This is a genomic window from Bacillus sp. FSL W7-1582 (genome assembly GCF_038593325.1).
Taxonomy (GTDB): Bacteria; Bacillota; Bacilli; order Bacillales; family Bacillaceae; genus Bacillus; species Bacillus altitudinis.
The window spans coordinates 3,104,523-3,120,319 of record NZ_CP151987.1; the positions used below are offsets into that span (position 1 = coordinate 3,104,523).

A 15,797-nucleotide genomic window follows, 5' to 3' on the forward strand; every position below is an offset into this window, starting at 1 on the left:
TTAAATTTTAACTAGAATGTACAAAAAACATCAAGGCTACTGTATGTATCCTTGATGTTTTTTGTACGCGCTCGGAGGGATTCGAACCCCCGGCAGACGTGGTACCGGAAACCACCGCTCTATCCAACTGAGCTACGAGCGCACGATATGTTTTTTAAACGTCAGCATATCAAATTATAAGGGAAATGCTGCAAGAAAGCAATGATTAATCGCCAGCCCTGTCGATGTATTTTCTTCATTCCCATACATATAATCATATGATGGTTTGAAGTGAAAGGATTTTGGGGAAAATGGATAGGGGTATTTGATTTTAGGTCAGCATTTTGTTTGACCTTTATTGACCAAAAATGTATCATTGAATTACATACTTACCTAAAAGGTGAAGGAGGAACATTATGAATTTAATACCTACAGTCATTGAGCAAACAAATCGTGGGGAAAGAGCTTACGACATTTATTCTCGTCTTTTAAAAGACCGTATTATCATGCTTGGTTCTGCGATCGATGACAATGTTGCCAACTCCATCGTATCACAGCTTCTCTTCTTAGAAGCCGAGGATCCAGAAAAAGATATCTCTATCTACATTAACAGCCCTGGCGGTTCGATCACAGCTGGTATGGCCATTTATGATACGATGCAATTTATTAAACCAAAGGTATCAACTATTTGTATTGGTATGGCTGCATCTATGGGTGCGTTCCTGCTTGCTGCTGGTGAAAAAGGTAAGCGTTATGCCCTTCCAAATAGTGAAGTGATGATTCACCAACCACTAGGTGGTGCGCAAGGTCAAGCAACAGAAATTGAAATTGCGGCAAAACGAATCCTTTCTTTACGCGATAAACTGAACCAAGTACTTGCTGAACGTACTGGTCAGCCAATTGAAGTCATTGAGCGCGATACAGATCGTGACAACTTCAAAACAGCGGAAGAAGCACTTCAATACGGACTCATTGACAAAGTCTTGACCCGTAATACAGAAGAACAAAAATAATCACAAAACAAACCGTCTGCTCTTTGAACAGACGGTTTTTTGTTATGCATCTATTTTAAGACAGCTCCGTCCATTTCTGTTGAAGAGTTGGTGTTTGATAAGAAGCCATCTGTGAAATCAATTCTTTCGGTTCTCCAGAGGCATGTAGTAATTGAAGGTGTGATTCATTCGAAAAACCTTCCTGTACACTAAACTTCACCATGTCTATGAGCGGATTGAAATAGTCATTCACTTGATACAATCCGATTGGCTTTTTATGGATGCCAATTTGCGCCCAACATAGCACCTCAAATAATTCTTCATATGTACCAAAACCACCTGGCATGGCAATAAACCCATCGGCCAGCTCGCTCATTTTCGCTTTTCGTTCATGCATCCCTTTGACTTCAATCAATTCGGTTAGCTCTTGATGCACAACCTCTCCTCTAAAAAGCCCTTTTGGCATGACTCCGATCACTTGCCCGCCGTTTTTCAATACCTCATCCGCTATAGCTCCCATTAAGCCAATTCGTGAGCCACCGTATACAAGGCGGATTCCTTGCTCTGCCATATAAGCCCCTAGCTCGACAGCTTTTTGTTTGTAGATGTCATTCACACCTGGATTCGAACCAGCAAACACACAAATCGTTTTCATCAAAACAGCTCCATCTCTCTCTATGATTTCTTCACCCACTCATTCTACTATAATTCATTGTAAAGAAACAGCCGCTCTATCTATATATAGTGTAAAATCAGAAGGTGAACACCATATAAGGAGCTGTATAAAGAGAATGCAAACAACTGAAATGGAAAAATGGATCAAAGATTTCTACAAAATGAGAAATTGGACAGAATACGGGCCGTTTATCAGGTTAGGTTTCCTGATGGAAGAAACAGGAGAACTCGCTCGTGCAGTCAGGGCGGTCGAAATTGGACGCGATCGACCTGATGAGAAAACACAGGAGGACGCCGCGTTAAGAAAGGACCTTATTGAAGAAATGGGAGATGTCTTAGGAAATCTACTTGTTCTAGCTGATCTCTATGATGTAACAGTAGAAGAGGTCTTCTCTTCCCATCAACAGAAACTCACACAACGGTTTTCTAGTGAAAAAGAGCAGGTAAAAAGCCCGTGACCGACATGTCACGTGCTTTTTTAGCCTTTTATAGCTGCTGTGGTGAAATATCATCCGTTCGTTCAAAGAAATGCTGTTTTCCAATGTGATGGAAAAGACCGGTACGATGCAAAAGCTCTTTTGGCTGTGATTGAAGCCCTACAATCATCAATTTTCCATTGTGATGCTTTAAACGATTAGAAATGTTCATCAGAACCGCTTCTGCTGAGGTGTCCATATAATTCACTTTGTTCATAAGCAAAATGAGTGTTTTCGGCTTTGTCTGAACATGATCCAAAATCGAATTTTCCAATGAATCGGTTGTACCGAAAAAGAGTGGCCCTTCAATCGAATACATACTAACCCCTTTCTGATCGGTCTCCCTTTCTAAGGCAGCCGCCGTTTCGATTTGAGGAACAGCGACATTTGTGTGGATATTCGTTGTCTGGCTCATTTTTTTGATAAAGGCGATAAACGCTAAAATGAGACCTGCAGTCACGCCAATAATCAAATCACCGATGACCGTCAGCAGGAAGGTCACGACAAGCACAAGGGAATCCGCATTTTTGACTTTGACAATATTGATAAACTCTTTTTTCTCACTCATATTCCACGCCACAAACATCAAAATCGGTGCCATGGCAGCAAGTGGAATCATCGATGCATATGGTGCAAATAACATTAAGATGAGCAAAACAACGACACCATGCACGACTCCTGAAATGGGGCTTGCTCCACCATTTTTAATGTTTGTTGCCGTACGAGCAATCGCTCCAGTCGCTGGGATCCCTCCAAAAAGCGGTGCCGCCATATTGGCAATTCCTTGTCCGACGAGTTCTTTATTGCTGTCATGTTTAGAACCTTTCATATTATCAGCTACCATCGCGGACAAGATCGACTCCACGCCGCCCAAAAGCGCAATGACAATAGCCGGCGGCAGCAAATAAATCATTTTTTCAATCGTCAATTCAGGAAAAGCGAAAGTTGGTAGCTGACGAGGGATTTCGCCATATGCAGAGCCGATGGTTTCAACTTGTCCTTGAAAAAAGAGAACAGCTATAAATGTTGAAACGAGTAGACCTAATAGAGCACCAGGTATTTTGGGAATGTATTTTTGTGCCGCCAAAATCACGATGAGCCCAACAATCGCTGTGAGAATGGCGAGACTGTTTGCGGTACCGAGATGGACCACGATTTCTCTCATATTGAGGAAAAAGCTTTCATGTTTTTCAACACCCTTTAATCCGAGGAAGTTGGCAATCTGTCCTGAAAAAATAATGACAGCAATGCCGGCAGTAAAGCCGATGATAACCGGACGAGGAATAAATTTCATGAGCTTTCCTAGTTTGAATATTCCGAATAAGACAAGCATACAGCCTGCCATAAAACCAGCAATGAGTAAGTTTTCAATACCGTACTGGCTGACGATCCCGAATAAAATTGGAACAAATGCCCCGGTCGGTCCGCCAATCTGATACTTTGAACCACCAAACAATGAAATCAAAATGCCGGCAACGATGACTGTGTATAGTCCGTATTCTGGTCCGACACCAGATGCAATGGCAAAAGCCATGCCTAAAGGAATTGCCACAACGCCCACGACAAGCCCAGCGATTAAATCGCGTCTAAACTTTGATGAATCATAACCTTCAAATCTTCCATAAAAACGCATGGTATGTGTTGGCCTCCTTCAAGTATGTGTAGATGATTTAGGTATATTGCGGGTCGATCTGTTTATCTTTTATAACGACATCCAGCTTTCCTGTTGCCGGATGAATCACTAGTCCATGAACAGCTACATCACTTGGCATGAGCGGGTGCTCTTTGACTAATTTCACACTTTGGGATACGCTCTCTTCCACTGAATCAAAGCCTGTCAGCCAGCCCTTTAAATCAACACCTGCGCTTTTCACAATGCTCAAACACTTTTCCTCAATTCCCCGTGCTTTTGCCTTTTCAAGTAAAGGGTCTGCCGCAAGGCCTGCCATTCCGCATTCATGGTGTCCGACAATGCATACTTCCTCTGCTTTCAGCTCATAAATGGCTAGTAAAATACTCCGCATGACACTGCCAAATGGATGTGTGACGATGGCTCCTGCATTTTTAATGATCTTCGCATCACCATTACGAAGCCCCATGGATTGCGGTAATAATTCCAACAGGCGTGTATCCATACAAGTTAATATAACCAATTTCTTCTCAGGAAATTTTCCCGCCTTGAAAGGCTCATACTGTCTCTCTTTCACAAAATCTGCATTGTGCTGAAGAATCTGTTCTAATGTTGATTCCATCCTGTCATCTCCTATCTTTTTCAAGTGATTGTAACGCCTTACCTGGCCTCCTTTTCCCTTGTGTGTTCTCAAGCATAGAGAAGAAAAATGATAGAAAAAAAAGAAAAAAATGAGAAAACGATGAGAGAATATGTAAGCATTTTCTCTATTTTGCTCTTTGTTCCGCTTCAGCACAGGGGATATGCGGCTTTTGCTTACAAACGATGGCTCACATTTCACCAAAAGACGATGAAAAGGTTTAGTAGAAAATGACCGTCCCGTTTAATACACTGCAAATATAATAAATTTTCTATCAAAAAGTCTCGATCTATTTTCCAGTTTGTCAGATTATCTCCCGAAACATCTAGCATTTTTCTATGACTCATCTACTAATCACTCGTTTTTCTACATCATAAAAAGACATCAGATGGCCATGTCATTTACTCTTTCACTATAAAAATCTCTTCTTTTCCGTTATTTCAGTATATTAAATATTGAGCAGCTCATATTCAAACGTGTACTGCCAAAATGGTTGCTTTATAATAAAAAGAGAAAGATGACCATGTGAAAGGAGCGAGTTGATGATGAAACCACATATTTTTGTCGCCAAACCCTTACCTGCCACTTTTGAAGACATGTTAAAAGAACATTGTACATACGAGGTATGGCAGTCAAAGGACCCGATCCCAAGAGATCTATTATTTGAGAAGCTGCAGAAGGCTGATGGCCTTTTAACATCAGGTACGAAAATTGATCAAGATTTATTAGATCATGCACCTCAACTCAAGGTGGTAAGCAATAATTCAGTCGGCTATGACAATTTTGATCTAGAAGCCATGAGACAAAGAGGCGTGATTGGTACGCACACGCCTTATACACTCGATCATACCGTTGCTGATCTTGCCTTTTCGCTCATTCTCTCTTCTGCGAGGAGAATTGCCGAGCTTGATCGTTTTATCCGCAAGGGAAAATGGACAAAATTTGTTCAAGAGGAAGATATATTCGGCATTGATGTCCATCATCAAACGCTTGGGATCATTGGGATGGGACGAATCGGTGAGCAAGTAGCCAAACGAGCCGCTCATGGTTTTGATATGAACGTCCTCTATCACAACCGGAGCCGAAACGAGAAAGCCGAATCGGCCTATGGCGCTGTATATTGTGCACTGGATGACTTGCTAAAGCAAGCTGATATCATTGTGTTAATCACACCGCTGACGGATGAGACGTACCATATGATAGGAGAGCGGGAATTGAAATTAATGAAGCCGACAGCTTTATTCGTGAACATCTCCCGCGGAAAAACCGTCGATGAGAAAAGCCTCATTCAAGCACTGCAGGAAGGGTGGATCAAAGGAGCTGGTCTGGATGTGTACGAGCAAGAACCGCTTCAGGAAGATCATCCTTTCAAGGAGATGGACAATGTCACGCTTGCCCCGCATATCGGTTCCGCTACTGAAACGACAAGAGACCTTATGCTGAAACGAGCCATTCATAATGTGATTCATGGAATTGACGGCAAAGCCCCTGTTGATATTGTGAAGGAGCTTGCCTCATCTTAATTGAAAAAAGGCGCAGGGAACTGCGTCTTTTTGTTTACGTCATCTAGAGACAGTAGGTCAAAAAGCCTCATTTTCACCAATCTCCTGATTCTTTACATTCTCTTCATATGCCGGTGCTATAATATGAGATAGACAAGCATCAAGAGGACGGCATCCCATTTCCTTTTGAGGAGGATCAAGATGAAAAAAATAAGTTCGATTTTTACTCTGTTCGCTCTGATTGCTGCCATTCTGTTTTCTGGATTTATCCCGCAGCAAGCCCATGCAGAAACACCACTTACACCAACAGCCACAAATGAAACTGCTTCCGTACAGCTTGCACCAGACCTTCGTACCCTTGCCGTCATTAATACCTTTGATGGTGTAGCAGATTACTTAATCCGCTATAAACGACTACCTGATAATTACATCACCAAATCACAAGCGAGCGCCCTCGGATGGGTTGCATCAAAAGGAAATTTAGCTGAAGTCGCGCCGGGCAAAAGCATCGGTGGAGACGTATTCTCTAATCGGGAAGGACGCCTTCCATCAGCTAGTGGCCGTACATGGCGTGAAGCCGACATCAACTACGTCTCCGGTTTCCGTAATGCTGACCGCCTAGTATACTCAAGTGACTGGCTCATTTATAAAACAACCGATCACTATGCGACATTTACGAGGATTCGTTAATCATTGTAAAAAGACAGCCCTAAGTCAAAAGGGCTGTCTTTTTTCATATTGTTTACGGAAGCAGTTTTTGTACGTACTCCTCAAACGGTTGTGAGAGTGGTTTCTTCGATACTTCGTCCTGTTCATGTATCGTGACATGATCCTCTGTCACGATCACACGACCTGTTGGTGTCAGTTTGGATGCAAGCGGTCTTTTGTTAAAAGGAGAGGCTTCATTTTCATAAATCTCATGCCTCAATTGCACAAGTGTATCTTCACCGACTTCTTTCAATGTGAAAGCATAACCTGTTTCAGCACCCGCTCCCCTATCCAATTGGAGTAGATGGGTTCCTTTTTCTGTTTCCTCTTCGTTCACTCGAAAACGAAGGGACGGTGCTTCCACCCATTCACCTGTAAAAGGGACGGGCTGAAGGGGTAAATTCACACCAAATCCTGCATCAATGAGGTAGCGCTCATGGTGATGTTGAAGGACGATGGCTACATGCGTCCCATCCAGTGCCCACTTCTCTGCTTCTTTGTTATATACGGTCCCTTGAACGAGCTGTACAGCGAGACCTGCCTCTTTTAAGACATAATATAAGAGCGGATTGAGGTCATAGCAAAGCCCACCTCTGCTGCCTTCCAGAAGATGATGCTTCAAACCTTCTGGATCCAAAGCATAGGCGTGTTTACCCACCACAGATCTATTTTCAAAAGGAAAGGTATAAGCCATCTTCCTTAGTAAATCCGGCAATTGATCAAACGTAATGGACACGGCTTCGTATCCAATTTTCTGTAAAAAGGCTGATTGAATCACAACTTTCCCTCCTAAAAAAACTGAGCCCTTGAAGAGACTCAGTTTTCTTGATTGATAAAATCCGTTAACGCATCGATGGCTTCTTGTTCATCTGCTCCATCAGCTATTAGTTTGACGGTGACCCCAGAGCTGATCGCAAGGCTCATCAGTCCCATAATACTCTTCGCATTGACCTTTTTCCCATCTTTCTCTAGAAAAATATCAGCACCAAAACGATTGGCTTCTTGAACGAACAAAGCAGCCGGACGTGCCTGCAAACCCGTTTTCAGCTGAATTGTGACCGTTTTTTCCACCATATGATCTGCCTCCCTTTTTTATTTCCCTATTTGAGTGTAACAGCTTGTCCGTTTCTTAATTGTTCTGCAATCTGATCTAGCTTTCTTAAACGGTGATTAATGCCTGATTTGCTGATCTTGCCGCTTTCCACCATTTCGCCAAGTTCCTTTAGTGTGACTTCTTGGTAGTCAATACGCAGTTGCGCAATTTCACGCAGCTTATCTGGCAGAGCGTCTAATCCAATCTTTTCGTCAATGAATTGAATATTTTCAACCTGGCGCAGTGAGGCACCGATCGTTTTATTCAAGTTTGCTGTTTCACAATTGACGAGCCGGTTCACAGAATTCCTCATATCTCGGACGATGCGCACGTCTTCAAAACGAAGCAATGAGTTATGAGCACCCACAACACTTAAGAATTCCGTAATTTTCTCCGCTTCCTTCATGTATGTGATAAAGCCTTTTTTGCGTTCAAGTGTTTTACTATTAAGATGGAATTGATTCATGAGCTCACAAAGGGCATCATTATGTTCTTTGTATAGTGAAAAAATCTCAAGGTGATACGAAGAGGTTTCTGGATTATTCACAGAACCTCCTGCTAAAAAAGCACCTCTCATATAGGAACGCTTGCAGCATCTTTTCTTCACAAGTTCTTCTGAAATGTTGCGTTCAAATACAAATTGTTCACCTAATATCTTTAGGTCCTCTAAAATGGTTTTCGCTCGTTCTACCAGTCTGACAATATACACATTATTCTTTTTTAATCTCATTTTTTTACGAACGAGCAGCTCCACAGTCACATCGTATTTCTTTTTCAAAAGGGTATAAATACGTCTTGCAATGGCTGCGTTCTCTGTCTGTATATCTAAAATCAATTTTCGATTAGAAAAAGATAATGAACCGTTCATACGGATGAGGGCAGAAAGCTCTGCTTTTGTGCAGCAGTCCTTCACTTCCAGATTAGTCAGCTCTTTTTTTGTTTCGGATGCAAATGACATCCTTGCCACCCCCATTCCTATTTTTTCTGATGCAGCAAATCGACAAGCAGCGCAGCTACTTTCAGCGTGTCATGACGAATCACATGCTGGTCATATGTAATGATTTCCCCAGGGATGACTTCTAGTCCCATGGCTTTGAGTACATCTGTGTCGAATTGTACAGGCTGCGCCTGCTCTTCTGCATATTTTGCTTTGATTTCTTCTGGAATTTCTTTATTGTTCACAAATATCGTATCGATAAATGGTCGGTCCATATGATCGTTTAGTGCCTGCACATGATCAGCTGCACTGTAGGAAAGCGTTTCCCCCGGCTGTGTCATGACATTACAAATATAGACTTTTTTCGCCTTAGAACGAATCACTTCTTCGCCAATATGCGGTACAAGCAAGTTTGGCAAGATACTTGTATACAAGCTGCCAGGTCCGAGGACGATCAAGTCGGCTTCACGAATGACTTGAATCGATTCTGGGAGCGGTTCAATCGTATCGGGTGTGAGGAACACTCGTTTAATTCGCTCACCATAGGTTGGGATTTTTGATTCTCCTGTTACCACTTGCCCATTTTCTAATTCAGCATGAAGAACAACACTTGAATTCGCTGCTGGCAATACTTTTCCTCTCACATTTAAGACCTTGCTCATTTCTGTGACGGCATGAAAAAAATCACCGGTTATATTCGTCATAGCCGCAAGAATGAGATTGCCGAGAGAGTGGCCTGTTAAGTCATTCCCTTTATTAAAACGGTGCTGAAATAAATCTTCTACAAGCGGTTCGACATCAGAAAGTGCCGCAAGGACATTCCGAATATCGCCTGGAGGCGGAATATTCAAATCATGTCGCAGTCTGCCTGAGCTGCCTCCATCATCAGCAACCGTTACAATAGCGGTAATATCCACTGGCTTTGTTTTTAGCCCTCTGAGCAAAACAGATAAGCCAGTGCCTCCGCCAAGAATGACCACCTTTGGAAGTGTCGTCATCTATTTTCTGCTTCTCTTTTCAATGTCCCGGTGAGTGACATGAGTATAGTAGTCATTTTTAAAATACTCCGATAAGTAGTTCGCTAGCGTCACTGATCGGTGCTGTCCACCTGTACAGCCAATAGCGATCACCAGCTGACTTTTCCCTTCTCGTTTATAGGACGGAAGCATAAAGCTGAGAAGGTCGATTAATTTCTCTGTGAACTTTTGCGTTTCACTCCACTTCATGACATAGGAGCGTACTTCTTCATCATTTCCAGTCTGTGGACGCATGCTCTCAATATAGTAAGGATTCGGCAGAAATCTCACATCAAATACAAGATCAGCATCAATTGGCAAGCCGTACTTAAAGCCAAATGACATCACATTCACTGTAAACACTTGCCCCTGATTCGTAGCAAAGTGTGTGACAATCTTTTCTCGAAGCTGTTTCGGTTTCAAATCCGATGTATCAAAAATCATTTGAGCTCGGCCTTTTAACTCTTCTAACAGATCGCGTTCCATCGCGATTCCTTCGAGCGGCAAACCTGTTGTCGCAAGAGGATGCGAACGTCTCGTTTCTTTGTATCTTGAGACAAGTACCTTATCGTTTGCATCTAAGAATAATATTCTTGGTGTGATCCAACCAAGATCACTCATTTCATCTAAGGCTGCAATTAAGCTATCAAAGAATTCGCGTCCGCGCAAATCCATCACAAGGGCCACCTTGCTCATCTTTGAATTGGATTCCTTCATAAGCTCTAGAAACTTCGGTAAAAGTGATGGCGGTAAGTTATCCACACAAAAGTAACCTAAGTCTTCAAAGCTTTGGATGGCAACGGTTTTCCCCGCACCTGACATCCCTGTAATAATCACAAGCTGAATATCATCTTGTTTGTGCGTATTCATGCCTGCTCCCTCTCCTTCTTTATGAAAACGGTTCATTTATTAGTCTCCTTGAGGATCTAATCGATAAGCAATCAGCTCAAAGTCTGGTGTATACGTAAAAGTGCCGTGGAGAAGTCCTTTCCCTTTCAACATGAAGTCAAGAATATGGGAATCTCCTGGAGCCATCGGCAAGCTGGGTACATCTTTTACATCATGCCATTTTAAAATGCCTTCCTCCGACTCTGATACGTTTTTTCCTGTAAAGGAATCTGCCATAAAGGTGAACATCATCCACTCTTGAACGATTTGATCGCCTTCTTTTATGATAAAGGTAAACACGCCTTTTAGCTGCGGATTTAAAATATAAATGCCTGTTTCTTCTCTAAATTCTCGAACGACTGAATCCTTGACCGATTCTCCGCTCTCCATTTTGCCGCCAGGTGCTACCCACCAGCCTCGTCTTGGCTTTTGCAGCAAGAGAACTTGATCTTCGTGATGCAGCACACAATTGGTTACTCGTTGCATCAGCTGTCACCTACTCTTTTATGTCTTTTTCTTATTATACAGGTTCATCATGACTCCCACAATGAACATGCCCGTTCTTCACTGAAAACAGACAGGTTTTCGTATGAATATGGCGACGGGCACTTTCTCTATTCTTTATTTTACAACATGTAACGGTTCTCCATGCGTCATTTGTGAACATCTCGTGAATTTCTGATTTTAAGCAAAAAAAAAGGACACGGATTCACATCCGTGCCAAACATGTATTCCTTATAAAAGGGGGTCAATTACTAGTTTCATCATAACGGATAATTATTTCACCCGTGTTACATTCCAGTTAAAAGCCCGTGACGCAATATTAAGGATTTACGACAGCTGTTTATTTCATTGCTTTTAGCTTTTCAGCAAGCTCTTCTACATAATGCTGTGCACTCTGTGCTGCAATACTTCCATCACCTGTTGCTGTGACGATTTGACGAAGGGTTTTTTCACGAATGTCGCCAGCTGCGAAGATTCCTTCAACTTTTGTTTCCATTCTTTCGTTTGTCTCGATGTAGCCCTCTGCATTTGTAATCCCTAGATTTTCAAATGGTTTAGACAGCGGCAGCATACCGATGTAGATAAAGACGCCGTCTGTTTTGAAGTCTTCTTCCTCACCTGTCACGGTATCAATTAATGTCACACTGCCGACTTTCCCGTTCTCTTCATTGATTTCTTTGACGGTTTTGTTCCACATAAAGTCGATTTTTTCATTATCAAATGCACGTGCTTGTAAGATGCTTTGGGCACGAAGTTTGTCGCGTCTATGGACAATTGTGACTTTAGACGCAAAGCGAGTGAGGTAAACACCCTCTTCTACTGCTGAGTCTCCTCCGCCAATCACGACAAGCTCTTTGTTTTTAAAGAAGGCACCGTCACATACAGCGCAGTATGATACGCCGCGGCCGCCAAGTTCTTTTTCGCCTGGTGCACCGATTTTTTTGTATTCAGCACCTGCCGCAATAATGACAGAGCGTCCTTTGTATTCTTTTGAACCAGCTTTGACGGTTTTGTACTCTTCACCATCTACAATTTCTTTAATATCGCCATACGCATACTCGGCACCGAATTTCTTTGCATGCTCAAACATTTTATTTGAAAGTTCCGGCCCTAAGATGCTTTCAAAGCCCGGATAGTTCTCGACATCTTCCGTATTCGCCATTTGGCCGCCTGGAATTCCTCTTTCAATCATCAGTGTTGAAAGATTTCCCCGTGATGTATAAACAGCGGCTGTCATTCCGGCAGGACCCGCTCCAATGATGATCGTATCGTAGATTTTTTCTTCTGACACAACTGTCACTCCCTCTTCAATTGCTGCTAGCATTTCTTATTAGAATGCCCTTGGGTGATGCTTCCATTCATGACAGAGAGCATCATTTCCACTCTTAGCTTTTATTCCTTACCCATATCCTATTAAATCTGCGGATAATAAGCGAATCATTTGCTCATATCTTCAAAAAAAGAAAAAGCTTCCTTAAACTGCTGTTTAAGGAAGCCTGTTTACGGTTATATAGTAAGTAATGATTTATTCAACGACTCTTCTTACAACGCCTTTGAATGCTTTTTTCCAGTAAACGTTGCTCATTGAGTCAACTGAAACACCGCGAGAGCTGTTATCGTTCAAGAATGTACCGTTTCCTAAGTAAATACCAACGTGGCCATTTACTTTGTACGTATCAAAGAACACAAGGTCTCCGCGTTTCATGTCAGATGCACTTACAGCTCTTCCTTTACCTACAAGCGTATCTGTTGTTGTACCGCCAACTGGTCCAAGGTTGATGCCTGCTGATGCAAATGCCCAGCGAACGAATGAAGAACAGTCAAAACGACGTGCGTCAATATCGGCTTGTGATCTGCCGCCGCCCCATTTATATGGAGATTGTCCTACAATCGTAGAACCTGTGCTGATTGCACCTTCGATTCCGCCTACGTTATTGCTAACAGGTGATCCACCGCCAGAAGATGGCTTTTTGCTTGGTGAACTGCTGTTGTTGTTATTATTTGAAGATCCACTGTTATTTGAAGAAGAACCGCTGTCATTATTAGAGCTGTTGTCTTCTGCTTGAACACTAGCTTGACGTTGCTGTTGTCTTTGTGCTTTTTCTTCTTTTGCTTGTTGAGCAGCTTCTCTTGCTTCTTTTTCAGCTTGTTTTTGAGCAGCGATTGTTGCGTCTTTTTCAGATGCAATGCTGTTTGCCTCAGTGTTTAACTCGCTGATTTGAGAAGAGGCACTTCCTTTTTGCTTTTTCACTTGCTTGAATAGCTTGTCTTTCTCATCAAGCTGTTTATTTAAGTCTGTTTGAAGTGTTTCAAGCTTTGCAAGCGTCTTTTGAACATCTTCAAGCTTTGTGTTTAATTCGTTTTCAGACTTTTGTAATTCCGCTTTGTCTCTTTCTTGTTCTTTAATGATTTCGCTGTCTGCGTTGATTAATGTAGATACAGCACCTGCACGGCTGATGAAATCGCTAAAGCTTTTTGCTCCTAGTAATACATCTATGTATTTCGTAGAACCACCGCTTTCTTGAAGCGCACGTACACGCTTTTTCAAGAATTCGTTTCTTTCTTCGATACGTTTTTCTGTATCAGCAATTTCTTTTTTCAGTGCTTTGATTTCTTTTTTTGTTTTTTCGTTTTCTTTTTGTTTTTCTTCGATTTGATCACTTGTTTTTAAAGCTTTTTCGTCAATTTCTTTTAGCTTTAGCGCAAGTGCCTCTTGTTTTGCCTCAAGCTTTGAAAGCTCTTCTTTTTTCTTTTGAAGATTCTTGTTTACCTCTGACTGCTTGCTGTCTAGTTCTTGTTTCTTTTGTTCAAAGTTCTGTGCATTTGCTTCATGAGTAAATGGAATAAATAAACCGCTCGCTCCAATCACCGAAGCTAAACCGAAAGTAATAAACTTTTTCACGTATAGTTCCTCCTTTGACAATTTCCCAAGCGACATGAGAAAGCAGCAAATTCTCTGCGACCAATCTGTGCTTCCTGTGTCTTTCTTCCTGATGATTCAGTCAGATGTTGACCAGATTGTTTCTATCACTAGGTGTTGCATTATGTATAGTAAAATATTTAAATATATATCTTTGTTTTAATCCACGAGTTTCATTATACATGACACATCGACAAAATGAGCTAATATTTTTATTACATTTATGTTTCAAATAGATGTCGAGATTGTCATACTTCGCCAAATCCTAGCAAATCCCACCTTTTTATCCAAGAAAAAAGCATGACCTTTTCGGCCATGCTGCTGTTATCTGATTCTATTTACCTATTCAAACCATGAACGCACAAATAACATTCTCATATTTTGACAGCGTTTGAACGCTGATCTGAAAAGAAGCTGCGATCTCTTTTTTGCTGACAGCTGATTCTTCTTGTTCATTCATCCATAGATAATAAGAAGCTGCTGCCCATGCAATGGCATTTTTCTTCTCTACGCCTGAAGCGCGTGCTTGCTGAATAATATGGAATAACCAAAAATATGGCATGTGGCTATCAGGCTGCACCGCTTCTTCCAAAGCAGATGCCGCCTGTTTTGCGAAGACCGCATCTTCTGAAAACGATCGTTCTTCCATTTGATCTTCATATAAAAGTAACTCAATAAACTGCTGTTCAAAGGCCGTTTTCGCAGCGCGGGAATCAAGAACAGATTGCAAGACGTCACGTTCACCTTTTTGTTTGCTGACATAGTAGGCAGTGAGTCGTTCCTCAATTGAAACCATTGGCTCAGACTCCTCTGGTTTGTCTTGCCACGGCTTGATTTCATCTGCATCAATATCTTCTTCCACCATCTTATCCCAGACGGTTTGCGCCAGCGTTTTGTGGCCCGTATAATAGGCTGCACTTGCCAGCCAGTATAAAAACGTACTATCACCTTGGAAACCTGTTTTATACAAAGAATAAAGCCATTTAAATGCCCATTCAAATTCTCCAACAAGGGCAAATGTTGCGCCAAGCTTATAACGCTGTTCACTTAATATTGGATACACGTGCGTTAATTGCTTCGCTAACAGATTGACCTTTTCTTCTTCTTTTTCATAATGATAGAAAACAAGCTGATTACAAAGGGCATGCAGATTACCGGGATTTTCATGAAGGACCCGGTTCAACATTTCTTTTGCCTGATCGATTTGGCCAGAATAAAAATAGGCCAAAGCGAGATTATTATACGCTGACCAAAACTCTGGATACTCAACAATCATCTGTTCCAGCATCTCGATTGCTTCATCTAGCCTGCCGCTTTCTAGCAAATGGTTGGCTTGATCCTGCTTTACAATCAGATCATCCTGATCATAAGGAAAATCTTCATCAACATCGTCACTCATATCAAGCAGATCGAGGAGATCGTCATTTTCATCTGCAAATTCCCCGTCTTCTTCCAGCGCAGCATAAGCAGTGGCGCATCTATATGCCTCTTGAAACAAACCGAGATTCGCATAATTATTGGCTTTAAAGTAGTGACACTCTGACATGTTCTCATCCAAGTGTTCAAGGATAAAATCAAGCAGTTCATTAGATTGTTGGTAATGACCCATTTCAGTATAAATAATGGCAAGCTGCGACAGCATTTCTACATTTTCAGGCTCAAGTACGATGGCCCGCTGGATCAACTTACTTGCCCTAGACAGATTTCTTTCTCTATATGCTTTTAGACCTTTATGAAAAAAGTAATGCCCATCTTGGAATAGCTGGACGACTTGTGTGTGATTATTTTGAGAAGTGTATTTACTCACCGATACCCTCCATTTCGAACAGTGTACCGT

Annotated in this window: 15 protein-coding genes, 1 tRNA gene and 1 pseudogene; 4 read left to right on the forward strand and 13 right to left on the reverse strand. The window is 41.9% G+C overall.

Features of this window, described 5'->3' with window-relative positions:
- Positions 1 to 66 precede the first annotated feature (66 nt).
- A tRNA-Arg gene (locus NSQ11_RS16085) sits at positions 67 to 142 on the reverse strand.
- Positions 143 to 395: 253 nt separating this feature from the next.
- On the opposite strand from NSQ11_RS16085, the gene clpP reads away from it, so the two are divergent.
- Positions 396 to 992, forward strand: a complete 597-nt coding sequence (gene clpP, locus NSQ11_RS16090; protein WP_007500118.1) for an ATP-dependent Clp endopeptidase proteolytic subunit ClpP — start codon at positions 396 to 398, stop codon at positions 990 to 992.
- A 55-nt stretch (positions 993 to 1,047) separates the two neighbouring features.
- Here the strand turns inward: clpP and NSQ11_RS16095 are convergent, their stop codons facing one another.
- Positions 1,048 to 1,626, reverse strand: coding sequence for a TIGR00730 family Rossman fold protein (locus tag NSQ11_RS16095; protein ID WP_272755621.1), 579 nt, complete (start codon positions 1,624 to 1,626; stop codon positions 1,048 to 1,050).
- 136 nt (positions 1,627 to 1,762) lie between these two features.
- On the opposite strand from NSQ11_RS16095, the gene NSQ11_RS16100 reads away from it, so the two are divergent.
- Complete coding sequence (locus NSQ11_RS16100; protein ID WP_008347798.1) at positions 1,763 to 2,104, forward strand: MazG-like family protein; 342 nt, start codon at positions 1,763 to 1,765, stop codon at positions 2,102 to 2,104.
- A gap of 28 nt (positions 2,105 to 2,132) precedes the next feature.
- Here NSQ11_RS16100 and NSQ11_RS16105 read toward each other — a convergent pair whose 3' ends face one another.
- Positions 2,133 to 3,755 carry a SulP family inorganic anion transporter gene (locus NSQ11_RS16105; protein WP_241511502.1) on the reverse strand — a complete coding sequence of 541 codons (1,623 nt, stop codon included), beginning with the start codon at positions 3,753 to 3,755 and terminating at the stop codon, positions 2,133 to 2,135.
- A gap of 37 nt (positions 3,756 to 3,792) precedes the next feature.
- Positions 3,793 to 4,374, reverse strand: coding sequence for a carbonic anhydrase (locus NSQ11_RS16110; RefSeq protein ID WP_017357909.1), 582 nt, complete (start codon positions 4,372 to 4,374; stop codon positions 3,793 to 3,795).
- 563 nt (positions 4,375 to 4,937) lie between these two features.
- Here NSQ11_RS16110 and NSQ11_RS16115 point away from each other — a divergent pair.
- Both NSQ11_RS16115 and NSQ11_RS16120 read left to right on the forward strand, forming a co-directional pair.
- On the forward strand, positions 4,938 to 5,915 hold the full coding sequence (locus NSQ11_RS16115) for a D-glycerate dehydrogenase (protein ID WP_026050151.1): 978 nt from the start codon (positions 4,938 to 4,940) through the stop codon (positions 5,913 to 5,915).
- A gap of 342 nt (positions 5,916 to 6,257) precedes the next feature.
- Positions 6,258 to 6,584: pseudogene (locus NSQ11_RS16120) on the forward strand (ribonuclease); the annotation flags it as partial.
- Between the two features lie 52 nt (positions 6,585 to 6,636).
- Here NSQ11_RS16120 and NSQ11_RS16125 read toward each other — a convergent pair.
- The 9 genes from NSQ11_RS16125 to NSQ11_RS16165 all read right to left on the reverse strand — a co-directional run bounded on the left by NSQ11_RS16125 (position 6,637) and on the right by NSQ11_RS16165 (position 15,767).
- Positions 6,637 to 7,380: an arylamine N-acetyltransferase gene (locus tag NSQ11_RS16125; RefSeq protein ID WP_017368107.1), complete on the reverse strand. Its 744-nt coding sequence runs from the start codon at positions 7,378 to 7,380 to the stop codon at positions 6,637 to 6,639.
- Between the two features lie 38 nt (positions 7,381 to 7,418).
- On the reverse strand, positions 7,419 to 7,676 hold the full coding sequence (locus tag NSQ11_RS16130; RefSeq protein WP_008348124.1) for an HPr family phosphocarrier protein: 258 nt from the start codon (positions 7,674 to 7,676) through the stop codon (positions 7,419 to 7,421).
- Positions 7,677 to 7,702: 26 nt separating this feature from the next.
- Complete coding sequence (gene whiA / locus NSQ11_RS16135; RefSeq protein ID WP_008348125.1) at positions 7,703 to 8,653, reverse strand: DNA-binding protein WhiA; 951 nt, start codon at positions 8,651 to 8,653, stop codon at positions 7,703 to 7,705.
- Positions 8,654 to 8,670: 17 nt separating this feature from the next.
- Positions 8,671 to 9,630: a YvcK family protein gene (locus tag NSQ11_RS16140; protein WP_008348128.1), complete on the reverse strand. Its 960-nt coding sequence runs from the start codon at positions 9,628 to 9,630 to the stop codon at positions 8,671 to 8,673.
- Positions 9,631 to 10,518, reverse strand: coding sequence for an RNase adapter RapZ (gene rapZ, locus NSQ11_RS16145; RefSeq protein WP_025208027.1), 888 nt, complete (start codon positions 10,516 to 10,518; stop codon positions 9,631 to 9,633). It abuts the gene before it with no gap.
- Positions 10,519 to 10,557: 39 nt separating this feature from the next.
- Positions 10,558 to 11,022 carry an 8-oxo-dGTP diphosphatase gene (locus NSQ11_RS16150; RefSeq protein WP_008348133.1) on the reverse strand — a complete coding sequence of 155 codons (465 nt, stop codon included), beginning with the start codon at positions 11,020 to 11,022 and terminating at the stop codon, positions 10,558 to 10,560.
- 358 nt (positions 11,023 to 11,380) lie between these two features.
- Complete coding sequence (gene trxB / locus NSQ11_RS16155) at positions 11,381 to 12,331, reverse strand: thioredoxin-disulfide reductase (protein WP_029575420.1); 951 nt, start codon at positions 12,329 to 12,331, stop codon at positions 11,381 to 11,383.
- Between the two features lie 234 nt (positions 12,332 to 12,565).
- A complete protein-coding gene (locus NSQ11_RS16160) occupies positions 12,566 to 13,942 on the reverse strand; it encodes a C40 family peptidase (RefSeq protein WP_017357905.1) in 1,377 nt (458 codons plus the stop codon).
- A 364-nt stretch (positions 13,943 to 14,306) separates the two neighbouring features.
- Complete coding sequence (locus tag NSQ11_RS16165) at positions 14,307 to 15,767, reverse strand: tetratricopeptide repeat protein (protein ID WP_017357904.1); 1,461 nt, start codon at positions 15,765 to 15,767, stop codon at positions 14,307 to 14,309.
- Positions 15,768 to 15,797 lie beyond the last annotated feature (30 nt).